Here is a 14,989-nt window from a genome sequence, read left to right on the forward strand (position 1 = left end):
GACCTCCTAAAATCTTGTCTATTATAGCACATATTGATTTAGGTCGAACATAGTTATTGACAATGAAAAAGAATCGTTTAGAATAATGCTTATAGTTTTCTAGTGATGAAGAGCTTGCAGTAGTATCTATATTCCCTGTTTAGAGAGCCAGCGGTTGGTGAAAGCTGGTCATAATGTAGAGACGAATTACGTGCTTGGAGCTTAGACGTGCGCGCCTGCGATAAAGGCGATTGAATGAAGAGGAAGATGGATGACATCTTCAAGCCGGGTGGTACCGCGTTAGTTATTAACGTCCCTGCATGCAATGTTTTTGCGTGTAGGGGCTTTTTTGTTTCTAAAATAATTCTCCCTACACGAAATATTAAACACTTAGGAGGAATAAAAATGACAAACGAATTATTACAAGACTTAGAATGGCGCGGATTGTTATACCAACAAACTGATGCTGAAGGTATGACTAAATTATTAGATGAACAATCCGTTTCTTTATACTGTGGTGTTGATCCAACTGCGGATTCTATGCATATTGGGCATATTGTGCCTCTTTTAACGCTACGTCGATTCCAAAAAGCAGGTCACCGTCCAATTTTATTAGTTGGGGGTGCGACTGGTATGATTGGAGATCCATCGGGTCGCTCTGAAGAACGCCAATTACAAACAGTTGAGCAAATTGATAAAAATGTTCAAGGTATCCGTAGTCAATTAGAGCGTATTTTTGATTTTGCAGAAGATGGTAATGGTGCTCAGTTAGTTAATAACCGTGACTGGATTGGCAATATAAATACGATTGAATTTTTACGTGATTATGGGAAATTAATTAACGTGAACTACATGTTAGCAAAGGATACGATTGCATCACGCCTTGATACAGGGATTTCGTTTACTGAGTTTGCGTATACTTTAATTCAAGGTATTGATTACAATCATTTATACAACCATTACAACTGTCGAATTCAAGTAGGTGGCTCTGACCAGTGGGGGAATATTACTACAGGTTTAGAAGTTATTCGTAAAACACATGAGGAAGAAACGAAAGCTTTTGGTATAACAATTCCTTTAGTAACGAAAGCAGACGGTACGAAATTTGGTAAAACAGCAGGCGGTGCTGTATGGTTAGATAGTAAGAAAACATCTCCATACGAGTTCTACCAATTCTGGATTAACGCTGCAGATGCTGATGTTGTAAAATACTTAAAAATCTTCACATTCCTTTCTCGTGAAGAAATTGAAGCTTTAGCAGTATCTGTAGAAGAGGAACCACATTTACGTAAAGCACAAAAAGCGCTAGCTGAAGAAATGACTCGATTAATTCATGGTCAAGAAGCATTAGACCAAGCAATCCGTATTACAGCTGCTTTATTCTCTGGTGACTTAAAAGCACTTTCTGCTGATGAAATGAAGGATGCGTTTAAAGATGTTCCTTCTATTGAATTGGCGAAAGAAGATAAAAACATCGTGGACTTACTAGTGGAAGCCGGTATTTCACCTTCAAAACGTCAAGCTCGTGAAGACGTAACGAATGGTGCGATTAGCGTGAACGGTGAAAAGGTCACTGAATTAGAATATGTAATCGACGGCAAAGATCGTTTAGAAGATGCATTCAGCATTGTTCGTCGCGGTAAGAAAAAATACCATATGGTGAAGTTTGTTTAATCCGAACAAACATGTCAAACATCCCCTCGAAATTTGAGGGGATGTTTCTTTTGGTTGAAAAATGGTCAAGGAAATCTTTATGCACTCTCCTGTGGGCGAACGTTTAGCTGCTACCTTAGCTTTGCATGCGCTGATGCTGCGTTTTATCATTATAAATAACATGCCAGAAAATACACGCTAAATAAATTGGTGGATTGGAGTGAAGGCTGGGCGACTCCTTGGGGATTAGCAATAGAGGAACGAAGGATAAAACCATCACATCCTGTGATAACGCCTTCGTGACCAACATCGGTGCTGTTGCTGTCGCTACGTTGCACTACGCTTTCGCACAGACAAAAACACTTTGCTGAAGCTGCGTTAGCACTACGCTTTCGCTCAAAAAACATCTGTTGACCCGAGACCCTGCAGCGCAGCGGATGTTTTCTGTGAGAAAGCGTAGCGACAGCAACAACAAAGTGCCCAGCCGGAACGGAAATCAACCCCGCGCTTTGCTGAATAGCCACACTTTATTTAGTACGACAATGCCACTGACATATTGTTTCGTTTTAACTAATTAAAAAACTGGGAAGCTTTACGTGCTTATATTCTTTGGGGTGAAGCATATTCGCTAGCTTTAATGCACCCTCTATGAGACGTGGTGATGGGCGACAATAAAGCCATTCCTCCATTACGTGAAGCTGTTTCATTTTAACGGCTTGAAGCTCCTGTGCATGTGCACGTTTTAATAAATTAGCTGGTTGAATACGTTCATAGGCAACTCCTACCCAAGCCATCATAATGTAGTCTGGGTCGCGACTTACTACATCAGCCCAATCAGTTTGCACGCTTGCTAGTTCTACATCTTTAAACAGATTTTCTCCACCAGCAATGGCACTAATTTCAGTAAGCCAATTAATTTTACCAGGTGTAAAGATAGGGTTTGGCCACCACTCCCAATAGAGAGTAGGTTTTTTAGGAATTGTTTGAGCAACTGTGCGAAGACGATCGATACATTGTAAATATTCCTTAGAAATTTCTTTTGCACGCTCTTCAACTCCACAAGCTTTACCCAAAGTATGGAGATCTTGTGCGATTTCCTCTAATGAATTGGCATTAAAAACAATGTGGGGAATATTTCTAGCTTGTAACGCTTCAATATTTTTTTCCATGCCAGGGACACTTAAGGATGCGAGTACAAGATTAGGCTGCAACGCCTCTAAAGCATCCATATCAATTGATAAATCTGGGCCAAGCTGAGGTAAGTCTTTTACTGCTAATGGCCAATCTGAAAAATCATCGACACCAACAAGTTGATCAGTCAGGCCTAAATAAGCAACAAGCTCGGTGTTACTAGGACAAATTGAGATTAAACGCATCTTCTTATCTCCAATTCTTTTTAAGAAAAGTATAGCGAGTGTTGGAATCACATACAATGAGAGAATGTTTTTCTCCATAAAAAAGACATGCCAAGAGACATGCCTTTCGATTCTTATTAAGAAAGTGCGATAGCTTCGAGTGATTCTTCTTTTTCCGCTACAGGGCCCATCGCATTTGTAATAATTTGTTTAATGTCTTCTAAAGTTGCTTTACGTGGGTTTGTTGCAGCACATACATCTAACATTGCATTTTTCGCTAAGATTTCAATATCCTCATCCTTCGCACCTAATTCGCGGAAGCCACTTGGAATGTTCAAATCTTTAGAAAGATTTTCAATTGCTACAATTGCTCTCTCAGCAGCATCACGTTTACTTAATCCTTCAACGTTTTCACCTAATAATTCAGCGATTTTTGCAAAACGCTCAGTACGTGCTGTTAAGTTAAAGCGGCAAACGTGAGGCAATAAAATAGCATTACACACACCATGTGGTAGGTTATAGAAGCCACCTAATTGATGTGCAATTGCATGTACATAGCCAAGTGATGCATTATTAAACGCCATGCCTGCTAAAAATTGTGCGTAAACCATTTGCTCACGTGCTTCTAAATCTGCACCGTTTGCATAGGCACGTGGTAAATATTCAGGAACTAATTGAAGTACCTTTTCAGCGCAAGCATCAGTAATTGGTGTTGCGTTTGTCGATACAAATGATTCGATTGCATGTGTTAATGCATCTAAACCAGTTGCCGCAGTTAGAGCAGGAGGTAAGCCAATCATTAGCTCTGGGTCATTAATTGATAGTAGTGGAGTAACATGTTTGTCCACAATGGCCATCTTCACTTTACGGGCTGTATCCGTGATAATTGTGAAGCGAGTCATTTCACTCGCTGTACCAGCAGTTGTGTTAATAGCGATTAATGGCACCAATGGGTTTTGTGATTTGTCAACGCCCTCGTAATCATGAATGCGTCCACCATTCGAAGCAATAAGTCCGATACCTTTCGCTGCATCGTGTGCACTACCTCCTCCAAGAGAAACGATTGAATCACAGTTTTCAGCATGATACACTGCAATCCCGTCTTCAATGTTTTGATCTGTTGGATTTGGTTCTGCTTTCGGGAAAATTGCTACATCAATTCCAGCAGCTGTAATGATGTTAGCAATTTGTTCAGAGAGACCTAGTTTGTGTAAGCCCTCATCTGTTACGATTAATGTCTTTTTCACTTCTAAATCATTTAAGCGTTTACCAACCTCTTGAATTGCTCCAGGTCCAAATAAGTTTGTTTTCGGCATAACAAATTGCTTTAGAACGTCTGACATATTTCCAACCCCTTTAAAAAAATTGTTATTGCTTGAATGATGGTGAACCACCTTTCGAAATTCATAGTATTCTATTCTTTGTAAAAGTTCAACTCGTATTTTTATTAAAATTGTTAATTTTAATCGTGTTATTATTTTACAAAAAAGTTAAGTTTGTTTTTTTGCTAAAGGAAGGTTGTATTGTCTAGGATTATTGATTTTAAAACAGTTTGAAAATTGTTTTCCTATGAAAATGAAATATATTTTTTGGAAATGTGTTCTATTTTAAAGAAGCTTTGAATAGTAAATAACTGATAATTTGTTTTTAATAAATAGTAGTGATAAAGTTGTTTTTTTATTGAGTAATTACTATTTTAAAGTACATAAAATCAACGTAATTTACTGAATATTTAAAATTAAATTCTTTTTCTTTTTGAAATGTTTAAGGAGGGCCATAATGCAAGCAGTAAATAAAGAATGACCGTATATCCAAGTAATGCGCACATATAGAAAGTTGCTTTTGAATCTAAACTTATAGGGGGATGACCACTGTGAGCATTAAAATGATATACCTCCTGCTCATATCCGAACCAAATAGCTACTAGCAAAAAGCCTAATAATAGGAGAGCTAGTGTAGCCTTTTTATGAAAAGTGATATGCAGTAGACTTTCTTTAAAAGTAATTGGATGCTTAATTTCCTGGCTTTGATGCATTTTAAAGGGTACTAAGAAAAATATCAAGATCCCACTATAAATTAAAACCATCACAGTAAGTACAGAAACCCCCATTATTTCCTCCTTTATTCCGATATTTTGTATTTAGACTTCCGCAAAGAAAAAGATTCCTTTTTTATAGATTTACAAACGGGAATGAAAACTTATTAAAATTTTTATTTTTTGGGCACTTTTCGGGCATACTTGCAATTTTATTGAATACTATTTCAATGAAAATATTTTCAATGAAAGGGTGGGGGAAATGTCGATTAGACATGAACAAAAAGAACAACGAAGAGCTTTAATATTACAATCTGCATTAGATTTGTTTATTCGGAAGGGGTATAGTGAAACGAAAGTTGCTGATATTGCTAAAGCTGCTGATATGAGCATGGGGTTACTTTTTCATTATTTTGACTCTAAGGAAAAGCTATATGAGGAGTTAATTCGCATAGGCTGTGAAAGACTCAAGATGGATTTTAATTTTATGAATGAATCGCCATTGGCAATTTTTACAACGACTGCTAAGGGTTTGTTTGACATGATCCGTACAAACCCGTCTGCTGCAAAAATGTTTGTGCTAATGGAAAATGCACAACATCTTGATTCCTTGTCGGAAGATTTAAAAGAAATGCTTACGGAAGCAGATAAATTAATAAAAAAGAGTATTTCATTAATAGAGAAGGGGCAATTACTAGGTGAAATTAAACAGGGAAATGCTGAGTCACTTGCGGTAGCATTTTGGTGTTCTATACAAGGAATCGCCCAATATATTGCGCTGCATCCCGAAACTCCTTGTCCCAATTCAATGTGGGTTATTTCAATCCTTGAAAACAGGGGGCAGATTGAAAGTGAAAACTAAACGGAACTTAATAATCTTTATAGTTGTTGTTTTACTATGTGGTTGGCTTGGTGTTTTTGTAGATCGCTTCATCCCTGAACAGCCTAAAGGTGACACGCTTGGGATGGGAATTTGGCTAGTATTTCCGCTGCTGACAACTATACTGTTACGTGTCTTTGCAGGAGATGGGTGGCGAGATATAGGCTTATTATCAAACTTGAAAGGCAACATAAAATGGTATATTGTCTCGCTCCTAGTCTATCCTGTCATCACTTTTATAGTTTTGTTAGTAAGCTATATATTTGGCTGGATGGATTTTTCGGATTTTAATTTAGATGCATTAATTTCAGTTTTTGTTGGTGGTTTACTGATCCAATTTGTTAAAAACTTTTTTGAGGAATCCGTTTGGAGAGGTTATTTGACAAGTAAACTTTTGACGTTAAAGGTAAAAGATTTTTGGTTGTATTTTATTGTTGGTGGTGTTTGGGGAGCGTGGCATATTCCGTATTTTTTAGTGTTCTTATCAGATAGGGATATCTTCAGTGTACTCCCTGTAGATAGGTTGCTATTTGCGTTGATAGGTATTGTGACGATGATTTGCTGGACAGTAATGTATACAGAAATTTATTTAATGACAAAAAGTATTTGGCCGCTTGTCCTTATGCATATGACAGAAGATGCGCTTGTGAATCCACTTATTCTTGATGGCTATATCAAAATTGCTCAGGGAAAAGAATTTCTTGTTTCTCCAACAGCAGGCATTATTACTACAATCCTTTACCTAATGGTAGGGCTTTTATTGCGAACTAAACGAAAAAAGTTGGAGAGGGAAATTGTATCAAAATCAACTACAAGAGCTATCGTTTAAATTTGGAAGTTTTAGCGATGAATCAATTTCCGTTGCATAATTGTAGCTTTCGCTGCGCTGCTTTTTATTATGGCCAAAACAAACACTTTCAACTATATGATTAGTCGAGAGTGTTTGTATTTTGTGAGAATGTTAAATTTTATTGCCATTCTCTAGTAAGAAGAAACCCCCATAATATTGAGCATTGCCGATAAAAGCAAGAACCCTAGAAAAAACCTTGTCGGCAACAAATCGAAAACGATCTTTAAAAAATACTTCAGAAGGAGTGCTCACCGCTTTAGTTCAAAAAGGTAAAATCCATAGTCTGTAGAAACGCCGGAATAACCCAATTGCCGGAGCATCGCGGTAATATTACCACGGTGATATGTACCGTGATTAACTACGTGCCTAACGAGATCGTTGTAATTAGCCCGCAACTCACCGAATTTAAGCGGATACTCAGATATTTCCTCTAAATCATCTTGGTGGTTTAAGATAAACTCTTCATATCTAGCTGCAATTTCAGCAAAGTGAGCTTCAAATGAGTTGAGCGTGGCATCTTTTATCTCTTCAAGTGAGCTCGTCATTGCAGCATAGATGTCCTCAGGACTTTCATGGGACATTATGCTGAGCCAAGTGTTATCCACAGAATAGATATGTGCTAATGCATCGCCAATGGTAGGAAATACACTATTTAGTGGTTTACGGTACAGATCACCAGGAAGTTTCCTTAAATGATCAAAAACTCTTTTATTAGCCCAAACATGGTAACGAAATAGTTCAAGCGTATCTTTCATTATATACCTCCTGGATCTTGATGTTTTCTCCGATAGTATGGTGTTCCATACATCGAAAAGAATCCTTTAACTATTATGCACGATAAAATGGATCTTTCAACGATTATGCACGATCTTTCTTTCAGACGAATTCCGTGTCTATCCTTCTGTCGCTAACGGGGTTCTTTAGTAAAATTTTTAATTTTGCAAAAGAAAAAAGCCTCGGAATCCTTGAATTAACAAGGTTTCTAAGGCTTTTAATGTTGCTAAATGCAACGAAGTTTTATTAACGAGAGAAGTACTCTACAAATTCTTAAACCTAGATGGCTCTAGGGGTGAGAGGCACTTTCTAAAAGCGCTCCCCCAATTCTTCCCCCAAAACCCCAAAAATAAGGTGGATTTCATCCATTTTTTAGAGCTTCAACAAACACATCCGTAACCTTCTTTTTATCCTCTTCAATGACATGGGCATACGTTTCCCAAATTACTTTTGGGGTATTTCCAAGTCGTTCAGCAACGGTTGCCACATCTTCACCACTATATAATAAAATAGAGGCATGAGTATGTCTCAGTGTGTGTGGTTTTACTAAAGTACCCATTTTTTCTGATAAACGTTTGAATGCATAAAATAAACTGTTATCTGCATAAGGCTCTCTTGTTTGTGAAGAAATAAATACATAGTCATCTTTTTGTAATTGTTCGCCATCCTCTAAAAGGATTTCTAAACACCATAAGCGATACTTTTTCAAAAGTTTGATTAACTGATCGTCAATAGCGATAGTGCGGTAACTATTCTTAGTTTTAGGTGTTCGATGACCATTTCTATCACGAGTTCCTTCTATAGTGATAGTACCGTTATTTAAATCGACATTTTTCCACTTCAACGCTAAAGCTTCACCTCGACGAATACCGGTAAAAGCAATAGTTCTAATAATTGCATAAGAAGTGAGTGGTTCATCCGATTCTGCAATTTCAAGCATTCGATTTAATTGTTGGATATTTAAAACGTTTGGCTTTTCAAGTTCCTCGTCATTAATAACAACTTTAGTGAATCGATTACGAGGAATAATTTCGGCATCTACTGCAGCATTAACCGCAACTTTAAAAACACGATGAAAAAGTCGCACAGTAGATGGTTTATACTGCTTTAATAAAGGCGTAATGAATTTACGTTTATACGTCTCTTTATCCAGTGAAGAAAGTTTCAATTTTCCGATTAGCGGTTTTATCTGGTGCCGAATAATGTTTATCCGTTGTTTTCGTGTAGTAATTTCCCATTCACGTTCATTTGATTCGTACCAAATATCTACCCAAGCACCAACAGTCATATTTTCATGTTCGACCTGAATAGAATTTCCGTTCAATAGTTGCGATTTCACTTCTAATAACTTTCTGAAAGCAGCAGTTTCTGTCGTGAAACCTTGACCACTTTTTTCTTTACGTTTGCCCAATACATCATAGTAACGATGTCGATAAGCATATTTCTTTGAACCATCGGCATCAATGTACCAATATAAATCATTATCTTTTTTTGATTTATTCATTTTTGGTTTAAAACTCATTTGACATTCCCCCAAGAACTTAACACGGACAGGTGTACTTTTGGGTTACTGTCTTGGCACCACTCCTTTCAATAAACAGAATATACGTTCTTTTTTTATATATTAAAATAGCCCCTTAAATTTTAGTTCTGCTAATTCAACAGGAACATTATATAAGGTAGCTATATCATAGATTGTCGTCTGTTCATATGAATCAAACAAACTTTCGTCTGGAATTAATAGATAAGCAGCGAATTTATTTGCTTCTACTTCTATTTTATCAATAGAAAAAAGAGTGTTAGCACGCATAAATGGCACACTAGAACGTCTATGTAAAACAGCGTGACCTAGTTCGTGCGCGCAAACTATACATTGATTATCGTTTGAAAGATTGTTATTTAAAAAAATGATTTGATTCCGTTTTTCGTACTGATAAAAGCCATTTATTTCATCATGTAAATCCCAATGTATTACGTTAATATTCAGAAACTCTGCTAACTCAAATGGATTTCTAGTACCGTATTTTTTGCTTAAATCATCGACCTTAGATTGAATAAAATCCATTTGCATCCCTCGAATCGGTTATTCTTCTTTATCTCTATATTTTTTAGGAATGAATTTTTTGTTATTTTTCTTCGCAAGTCTGATACCGAACTCCATCGCTTCTAACAAAGATTCTTTTGCTTCTTCTGACATTGGTTCACCATTGAATAGTAAACCTGTTGCAGATGATAAATCGTCACGTAATTCGTCCATGCGCTTTGCGATGTCACGTTCATCTTTAGAAGTTATCTCTTTGGTTGTTGTTTCTTTTCCAGTAGTATTTTCATCAAATTCTCCAGTTAACAAATAATCAACAGATACTTCATATAAACCAGCGATTTTTAAAAGCATTTCATTATCTGGCTGTCTTAGGCTGTATTCCCAGTTAGCGTAAGTAGACATAGTTTTTATACCTAACTTTTTTGCTACATACGTTTTAGTCCAACCTTTTTTCTCCCTTAAATAGGTAAGGCGATCCCCTAAATTGTTCATTTTATTCACCTCTTGCTTGGATTTTACCATCTCTTACACGTTGCATGTAAAAAGTTACACAAAAAGAATAAAAAACTGTTGACTTACTCTAAATGAGTAACTATAATACAGATATAGAGTTACACGAAACGAGTAAAAGGTGGTGAGGTTGTATGAAACTAAATCTACGTGATGCTAGGAAATCTAAAGGTCTTTCAATGACATACATGGCACGTAAATTAGGTTATAAAAGTGTTTCTGGATATGCGAATATTGAGTACGGTACAACAAAAGCATCATTAGAAAACGCTGTAAAAATAGCTAATTTACTCGATATGTCTTTAGATGAACTTTTTTTTGAAGATAAGTTACACATTTCGAGTAAAAAACAATTAGCATAGGAGGTTTTATCTTGAATCAATTACAAGTTATTCACGAACAAGTTGTGTTATCAAAAAAATTCAAAGTATATGGGACATTTGAAAACCCATTGTTTCTAGCGAAAGATGTGGCTGATTGGATTGAACATAGTGACACATCTAAAATGATCCGTTCAGTAGATGAAGATGAAAAGGTTAAGAACAATGTTCGTACCCTTGGAGGCATACAAGAAACATGGTTTTTAACAGAAGACGGGTTGTATGAATTGCTAATGCAATCACGGAAACATATTGCTAGACAATTCAAAAAGCAGGTTAAAAATATTTTAAAAGAAATTCGCCTCAACGGTGGTTACATCACAACTGATGAAAACGACGATGAAGCATCTATCATGGCAAAAGCTTTGCTTATTGCGAATAAAACAATCGAAAATACCAAGAAAAAAATAGTTGAGCAACAACTAATTATTGATGCTCAAAAACCCAAAGTACTGTTTGCAGATGCTGTACAAGCAAGTCACACATCAATATTAATAGGTGAGTTCGCCAAAATTCTAAAGCAAAACGGTGTAGATGTTGGGCAAAAACGTCTATTCGAATGGTTTAGAGAAAATGGTTACTTAATCAAACGTAAAGGGTCTGATTATAACTCACCAACACAAAAGTCAATGGAACTAGGATTGTTTGAAATAAAAGAAACACCAATTCATCATAACAGCGGTGAAATAAGCATCAGTAGAACATCGAAAATCACTGGTAAAGGACAAGCCTATTTCATCAATAAGTTTTTAAATAAGGCGGTGATTGCATGAACGCAATTTTACAACTCGAAGTCAAAACAGACAACGATGCTTTAGATGCGAAATACGATGCTATTTTCGAAAAACATGTAGTTGCAAGAAAAAAGCTAGTAACTGTAAAACAGTTAGCTGGGATGTACAGCATGGAGCGTGATGCTCTAGAAGAAGCATTCTTTAGAGATCCGCGTATAAAACTATTTGAGCGCCGCCGGGGTAAAGGCAAGCGCTACTGGATAGCTGAAAAAGTGATTCCAATAATGGATGAAATCATTGAATACGAATGGCAATAAAAAATAACACACGGACAGGTGTACTTACATTCGTTACTTATAAAAGCATAGGAGAGGCCAGGGCAAATGGCCTCAATAAAATATCAAACTACCAATCTAGTAGAAATCTAAGAGGTAGGGGCAAATCTACCTCTTAACTATTATTATACACACAATTTATATAAATGATGGTTGCATACAAGTTAACTTTAATGTGATATGTGACTAATTTCAACCGGAAAGGAATGGGAATATGACTGCTACCGGAAATCTTGTCGGTGAAGCATTAAGGGGATTAAGAGGTGAGAAAACACAATTACAACTCAGCATGGAGTTAGGGGTAGTGAGAGAAACAGTATCAAGAGTTGAAAATGGTCGTGCCAAGGTTCCAGCGGATATAAGTAAAAACATCGTAGATAAATTCGATGATCCAAAGTTCGCATTAGCAGTACAACATCAATATACAGGTACTGGTCCGATTTACTTAAATGGACCAAACGTAGACCTTCATCGTTGTAGTGTGCGTGATAAGACAATCGAAGAACTAGAGGAAGCCATTGTTTCTATAAAACAAACAAGTCTAGCTAAACCGAAAGAAGCTATCAATCCTTATGAAAAGAAAAACATGATGGACATGATTGAGGAAGCTGTAGAGGCAGCAACAGCACTTGCGAACTTCATAGCTATAACTACAGACCATCTTGGTATTAGTTACACAGGCGTTTGGACAAGTCATTATCAGGATCTACAAGAGGAAGGGTATATCAAATGATTGGAGGGTTCTTCACATGGATATTGTAGAAAAATTAAAGCTGAAAATAGCAATGTTAGAGGCTTGCAATGAGGATTTATTAGTAGCGATTGGAGTACACAACAAACGCGGCGAGTATCACTTATCAGCAGAGTGTATGCGAAAAATCAATAAAACGACTCGTGAAATCAAAAGATTAAAAGTACGTTTACAAGATCTACAAAATTTCATGTGGGTTATCAAGGATGCGCAGGATAAAGGATTACTTGGTGAGGTGATTAAGGAATATGCGAATCAAGCCTAGGGCGTGGAAATACATGACATTAAAGCAGAGGTTAATTTATTTGCACTTCATTTGTGATAAGAGTGAGTTAACAAAGCTAGATGAATATAAAAAAGCTGCTTAATCTTAGCGAGAGATTAAACAGCGACAACATATACAAATCAATTATACCACAAAATCAGACGTTTGCGAGTGTTATCTCGCTCTCGTCAAGCAGTTCATAATCCTCCTCATATCATTGGTCTGGTTAGCCAAACATTATGAGCTGCTTGATGGGATGCCATCAGAAAGAAGGTGAGAACATGAGTATCGCACCATTTAAACCAAAAATGCAGACGGTCCACCTAGACACGGAAGTATTTGAGGAACGTTTTGCTGAGTATGACATCATCAGTGAATTTACTGGAATAATCCATACACTAGTAGCCGTTGAGGACAATGTGCGTTTCACAAGCTTTGTAACAGCATCTTATGCAGAAGTATTACGAAAGCAGAAGGAGGCAATTGCATGAACTTACTTTTAGAAAATCCAATGGTTTTAGGAACAATTGAGCCAGTAAATAATGTACCAACATTTCATTATGTAGAAATGAAAAGAGATTTTCGAGATGTTTACGGCAGTTTAATCGTATTCAATGACGATTACATGGAGTTTTCGAACGGTGATGTTGTCCATATGGATAACATTCATACGTATCTTGAGGATCATTACAATGCGGAATTTTGTACAAAAAAATAAACCACTTGGCAGAGTGGCTTACAAATCAAATATTTAGCGCAATTATAGCGCACTACAGGAGGAATTTCAATGAGTAACTTAGCAGAACAGTTTCATAATCCTCAAATGGGACAACCTCAATTTCAAGGAGGAGCTCTAGCGCAAGCTAGTGCCTCTCGTGAAATGGAAGAAGTTAAAGGACAAATATTCATGGCAAAACAGTTTCCACGTAACGTATTCCAAGCTGAACAACGTGTATTGGATACGTGTAAACGTCCAGCACTAGCACAAGTTGCTATGTATCAATATCCTCGTGGTGGACAACGTGTAACAGGTCCATCGATTCGATTAGCTGAAGCAATTGCACAAAACTGGGGCAACTTATCCTACGGCATTCAAGAACTAGAGCAACGTGAAGGTGAATCAGTTGCAAAAGCATTCTGTTGGGACCTTGAAACGAATGTCCGTCAAGAAAAGGTATTTACCGTCAAGCACTCTATGAAAGCTAAAGGGACTATCAAAAAGTTAGAAGATCCACGTGATATTTATGAAAAAGTAGCAAATGATGGAGCACGTCGATTACGTTCATGCATTTTAGGTGTAATACCAGGTGACATTATTGATAAAGCAATTGGTCAATGTCATGAAACACTAGCTGGTAATAGTCAAGGTCCATTAAAAGATCGTATCGCAAATGCATTGCTTAGATACAAAGAGGAGCATCGTGTCACACAAGAAATGATAGAAGCAAAGTTTGGTTATAATGCTAATTCATTTACTGAATATGACTATGTAGAGTTAATAAACATATTTAACAGCTTAAGAGACGGCTTGAGTAAGGTTGAGGATTGGTTTAATAAAGAAGATGCCAAAAAGCAATCTAGTGGCTTAGGTGATGATTTCAAAGCTCAAGCAGAACCAAAAACAGAGGTGAAACAAGATGCACCAAACGACATTCCAATTGAACAGCCAGAATTACCACTCGAATGAGGCCAACCAACATTATATGTCGGTGTCACAGTTTAAAAGTGCTATGGAGTGTGAAGCTAGAGCGTTTGCAGAGGTAAGGGGCGAGTTCACTCGTCCTCCCTCTACAGCATTAATGGTTGGTTCTTATTTACATGCAGCGTTTGAAAGTGATGATGCATTTACTGAATTTAAAGAACTAAATCGCCACAGTATTTACAACAATCGTGGTAACAAGTATAAGGACTACGAAAAAGCTGATGACATGATTGAGACTATTAAAAATGACAAGTTTTGCATGTTCGCTCTACAAGGTGAGAAAGAGGTCATCTATACAGGTGAATTATTCGGTGTAGAGTGGAAAATCAAAGTCGACAACATAAATCATGAACGTGGATTTTTCAGTGATATAAAAAGCACCCAGGAGCTTCGAAAACGTTACTGGAGCGAGAAATATAATACATGGGTTTCATTTGTACAAGCCTTTGATTATGTGCTGCAGATGTGGGTGTATCAAGAAATCATATTTCAAAATACAGGGCGTTACTACGATCCGTACATTGTAGCAGTAACGAAAGAATCGCCGCCAGATAAAGCAGTTTTACATTTCGATTCAGGACGTTTCGACTTTGAGAAGGAATATGTTCAAACGATGCTACCAAGCATCATAGCAGCGAAGCAAGGACGCAAAAAGCCACATCGATGTGATAAGTGCGAATATTGCCGGGCTTCAAAGAAGTTAGAAGGCACATTTGAAATTGAGTATCTACTAGATTAGGTG

General features: G+C 37.0%; 19 protein-coding genes and 1 other annotated feature. Of the genes, 12 read left to right on the forward strand and 7 right to left on the reverse strand.

The annotated features are described in order from the left end of the window. The first annotated feature begins 96 nt into the window (after positions 1-96). Positions 97-300, forward strand: a binding site (T-box leader). Between the two features lie 84 nt (positions 301-384). Continuing rightward, positions 385-1,653 (forward strand): tyrosine--tRNA ligase, encoded by a 1,269-nt coding sequence (gene tyrS / locus ACFVT8_RS00445; protein WP_370075755.1) that lies wholly within the window; start codon positions 385-387, stop codon positions 1,651-1,653. A gap of 545 nt (positions 1,654-2,198) precedes the next feature. On the opposite strand, the gene ACFVT8_RS00450 is transcribed toward tyrS, so the two are convergent. From ACFVT8_RS00450 to ACFVT8_RS00460, 3 genes are all read right to left on the reverse strand, one after another. Beyond that, positions 2,199-3,008: a cobalamin-binding protein gene (locus ACFVT8_RS00450; RefSeq protein ID WP_387082451.1), complete on the reverse strand. Its 810-nt coding sequence runs from the start codon at positions 3,006-3,008 to the stop codon at positions 2,199-2,201. A 116-nt stretch (positions 3,009-3,124) separates the two neighbouring features. Further along, on the reverse strand, positions 3,125-4,330 hold the full coding sequence (locus ACFVT8_RS00455) for an iron-containing alcohol dehydrogenase (RefSeq protein ID WP_387082450.1): 1,206 nt from the start codon (positions 4,328-4,330) through the stop codon (positions 3,125-3,127). Between the two features lie 395 nt (positions 4,331-4,725). Further along, entirely contained in the window at positions 4,726-5,097 is a 372-nt protein-coding gene (locus ACFVT8_RS00460) for a hypothetical protein (RefSeq protein ID WP_387082449.1), read from the reverse strand. A 187-nt stretch (positions 5,098-5,284) separates the two neighbouring features. Here ACFVT8_RS00460 and ACFVT8_RS00465 point away from each other — a divergent pair, with 187 nt between their 5' ends. Both ACFVT8_RS00465 and ACFVT8_RS00470 read left to right on the forward strand, forming a co-directional pair. Beyond that, a complete protein-coding gene (locus ACFVT8_RS00465; RefSeq protein ID WP_387082448.1) occupies positions 5,285-5,884 on the forward strand; it encodes a TetR/AcrR family transcriptional regulator in 600 nt (199 codons plus the stop codon). Next, positions 5,874-6,731, forward strand: a complete 858-nt coding sequence (locus tag ACFVT8_RS00470) for a CPBP family glutamic-type intramembrane protease (RefSeq protein ID WP_387082447.1) — start codon at positions 5,874-5,876, stop codon at positions 6,729-6,731. The genes ACFVT8_RS00465 and ACFVT8_RS00470 overlap by 11 nt, the downstream gene beginning before the upstream one ends. A gap of 269 nt (positions 6,732-7,000) precedes the next feature. Here ACFVT8_RS00470 and ACFVT8_RS00475 read toward each other — a convergent pair whose 3' ends face one another. The 4 genes from ACFVT8_RS00475 to ACFVT8_RS00490 all read right to left on the reverse strand — a co-directional run bounded on the left by ACFVT8_RS00475 (position 7,001) and on the right by ACFVT8_RS00490 (position 10,062). Beyond that, on the reverse strand, positions 7,001-7,507 hold the full coding sequence (locus tag ACFVT8_RS00475; RefSeq protein ID WP_387082446.1) for a DinB family protein: 507 nt from the start codon (positions 7,505-7,507) through the stop codon (positions 7,001-7,003). A 380-nt stretch (positions 7,508-7,887) separates the two neighbouring features. Beyond that, complete coding sequence (locus ACFVT8_RS00480; protein ID WP_387082445.1) at positions 7,888-9,048, reverse strand: tyrosine-type recombinase/integrase; 1,161 nt, start codon at positions 9,046-9,048, stop codon at positions 7,888-7,890. A 102-nt stretch (positions 9,049-9,150) separates the two neighbouring features. Further along, positions 9,151-9,591, reverse strand: coding sequence for an ImmA/IrrE family metallo-endopeptidase (locus ACFVT8_RS00485; RefSeq protein ID WP_387082444.1), 441 nt, complete (start codon positions 9,589-9,591; stop codon positions 9,151-9,153). Positions 9,592-9,609: 18 nt separating this feature from the next. Further along, positions 9,610-10,062: a helix-turn-helix domain-containing protein gene (locus tag ACFVT8_RS00490; protein ID WP_387082443.1), complete on the reverse strand. Its 453-nt coding sequence runs from the start codon at positions 10,060-10,062 to the stop codon at positions 9,610-9,612. Positions 10,063-10,214: 152 nt separating this feature from the next. Between ACFVT8_RS00490 and ACFVT8_RS00495 the strand changes: the two genes are divergently transcribed. From ACFVT8_RS00495 to ACFVT8_RS00535, 9 genes are all read left to right on the forward strand, one after another. Further along, on the forward strand, positions 10,215-10,442 hold the full coding sequence (locus ACFVT8_RS00495; RefSeq protein WP_387082442.1) for a helix-turn-helix transcriptional regulator: 228 nt from the start codon (positions 10,215-10,217) through the stop codon (positions 10,440-10,442). 11 nt (positions 10,443-10,453) lie between these two features. Further along, positions 10,454-11,233: a phage antirepressor KilAC domain-containing protein gene (locus ACFVT8_RS00500; protein ID WP_387082441.1), complete on the forward strand. Its 780-nt coding sequence runs from the start codon at positions 10,454-10,456 to the stop codon at positions 11,231-11,233. Beyond that, a complete protein-coding gene (locus tag ACFVT8_RS00505; RefSeq protein ID WP_387082440.1) occupies positions 11,230-11,511 on the forward strand; it encodes a hypothetical protein in 282 nt (93 codons plus the stop codon). Before ACFVT8_RS00500 ends, ACFVT8_RS00505 begins: the two co-directional genes overlap by 4 nt. A 232-nt stretch (positions 11,512-11,743) precedes the next feature. Next, on the forward strand, positions 11,744-12,262 hold the full coding sequence (locus ACFVT8_RS00510) for a helix-turn-helix domain-containing protein (protein ID WP_387082439.1): 519 nt from the start codon (positions 11,744-11,746) through the stop codon (positions 12,260-12,262). A 16-nt stretch (positions 12,263-12,278) separates the two neighbouring features. Beyond that, the gene (locus tag ACFVT8_RS00515; protein ID WP_387082438.1) at positions 12,279-12,545 is read left to right on the forward strand and encodes a hypothetical protein; all 267 of its coding nucleotides are present in this window, start codon (positions 12,279-12,281) and stop codon (positions 12,543-12,545) included. Between the two features lie 281 nt (positions 12,546-12,826). After that, positions 12,827-13,036, forward strand: coding sequence for a hypothetical protein (locus ACFVT8_RS00520; RefSeq protein ID WP_387082437.1), 210 nt, complete (start codon positions 12,827-12,829; stop codon positions 13,034-13,036). Continuing rightward, entirely contained in the window at positions 13,033-13,263 is a 231-nt protein-coding gene (locus tag ACFVT8_RS00525) for a YqaI family protein (protein WP_387082436.1), read from the forward strand. Before ACFVT8_RS00520 ends, ACFVT8_RS00525 begins: the two co-directional genes overlap by 4 nt. A 69-nt stretch (positions 13,264-13,332) precedes the next feature. Then, positions 13,333-14,232, forward strand: coding sequence for a hypothetical protein (locus ACFVT8_RS00530; RefSeq protein WP_387082435.1), 900 nt, complete (start codon positions 13,333-13,335; stop codon positions 14,230-14,232). Then, entirely contained in the window at positions 14,183-14,986 is an 804-nt protein-coding gene (locus ACFVT8_RS00535; protein ID WP_387082434.1) for a PD-(D/E)XK nuclease-like domain-containing protein, read from the forward strand. Before ACFVT8_RS00530 ends, ACFVT8_RS00535 begins: the two co-directional genes overlap by 50 nt. The last annotated feature ends 3 nt before the right edge of the window (positions 14,987-14,989 follow it).

Source organism: Lysinibacillus sp. NPDC058147 (assembly GCF_042884205.1).
Classification (GTDB): Bacteria; Bacillota; Bacilli; order Bacillales_A; family Planococcaceae; genus Lysinibacillus.

What these genes read in the sequence shown, in the direction of transcription:
- tyrS (WP_370075755.1), top strand. Translation starts at nt 385, where the DNA reads ATGACAAACGAATTATTACAAGACTTAGAATGGCGCGGATTGTTATAC.
- ACFVT8_RS00450 (WP_387082451.1), bottom strand. Translation starts at nt 3,008, where the DNA reads ATGCGTTTAATCTCAATTTGTCCTAGTAACACCGAGCTTGTTGCTTAT.
- ACFVT8_RS00455 (WP_387082450.1), bottom strand. Translation starts at nt 4,330, where the DNA reads ATGTCAGACGTTCTAAAGCAATTTGTTATGCCGAAAACAAACTTATTT.
- ACFVT8_RS00460 (WP_387082449.1), bottom strand. Translation starts at nt 5,097, where the DNA reads ATGGGGGTTTCTGTACTTACTGTGATGGTTTTAATTTATAGTGGGATC.
- ACFVT8_RS00465 (WP_387082448.1), top strand. Translation starts at nt 5,285, where the DNA reads ATGTCGATTAGACATGAACAAAAAGAACAACGAAGAGCTTTAATATTA.
- ACFVT8_RS00475 (WP_387082446.1), bottom strand. Translation starts at nt 7,507, where the DNA reads ATGAAAGATACGCTTGAACTATTTCGTTACCATGTTTGGGCTAATAAA.
- ACFVT8_RS00480 (WP_387082445.1), bottom strand. Translation starts at nt 9,048, where the DNA reads ATGAGTTTTAAACCAAAAATGAATAAATCAAAAAAAGATAATGATTTA.
- ACFVT8_RS00485 (WP_387082444.1), bottom strand. Translation starts at nt 9,591, where the DNA reads ATGGATTTTATTCAATCTAAGGTCGATGATTTAAGCAAAAAATACGGT.
- ACFVT8_RS00490 (WP_387082443.1), bottom strand. Translation starts at nt 10,062, where the DNA reads ATGAACAATTTAGGGGATCGCCTTACCTATTTAAGGGAGAAAAAAGGT.
- ACFVT8_RS00495 (WP_387082442.1), top strand. Translation starts at nt 10,215, where the DNA reads ATGAAACTAAATCTACGTGATGCTAGGAAATCTAAAGGTCTTTCAATG.
- ACFVT8_RS00505 (WP_387082440.1), top strand. Translation starts at nt 11,230, where the DNA reads ATGAACGCAATTTTACAACTCGAAGTCAAAACAGACAACGATGCTTTA.
- ACFVT8_RS00510 (WP_387082439.1), top strand. Translation starts at nt 11,744, where the DNA reads ATGACTGCTACCGGAAATCTTGTCGGTGAAGCATTAAGGGGATTAAGA.
- ACFVT8_RS00515 (WP_387082438.1), top strand. Translation starts at nt 12,279, where the DNA reads ATGGATATTGTAGAAAAATTAAAGCTGAAAATAGCAATGTTAGAGGCT.
- ACFVT8_RS00520 (WP_387082437.1), top strand. Translation starts at nt 12,827, where the DNA reads ATGAGTATCGCACCATTTAAACCAAAAATGCAGACGGTCCACCTAGAC.
- ACFVT8_RS00525 (WP_387082436.1), top strand. Translation starts at nt 13,033, where the DNA reads ATGAACTTACTTTTAGAAAATCCAATGGTTTTAGGAACAATTGAGCCA.
- ACFVT8_RS00530 (WP_387082435.1), top strand. Translation starts at nt 13,333, where the DNA reads ATGAGTAACTTAGCAGAACAGTTTCATAATCCTCAAATGGGACAACCT.
- ACFVT8_RS00535 (WP_387082434.1), top strand. Translation starts at nt 14,183, where the DNA reads ATGCACCAAACGACATTCCAATTGAACAGCCAGAATTACCACTCGAAT.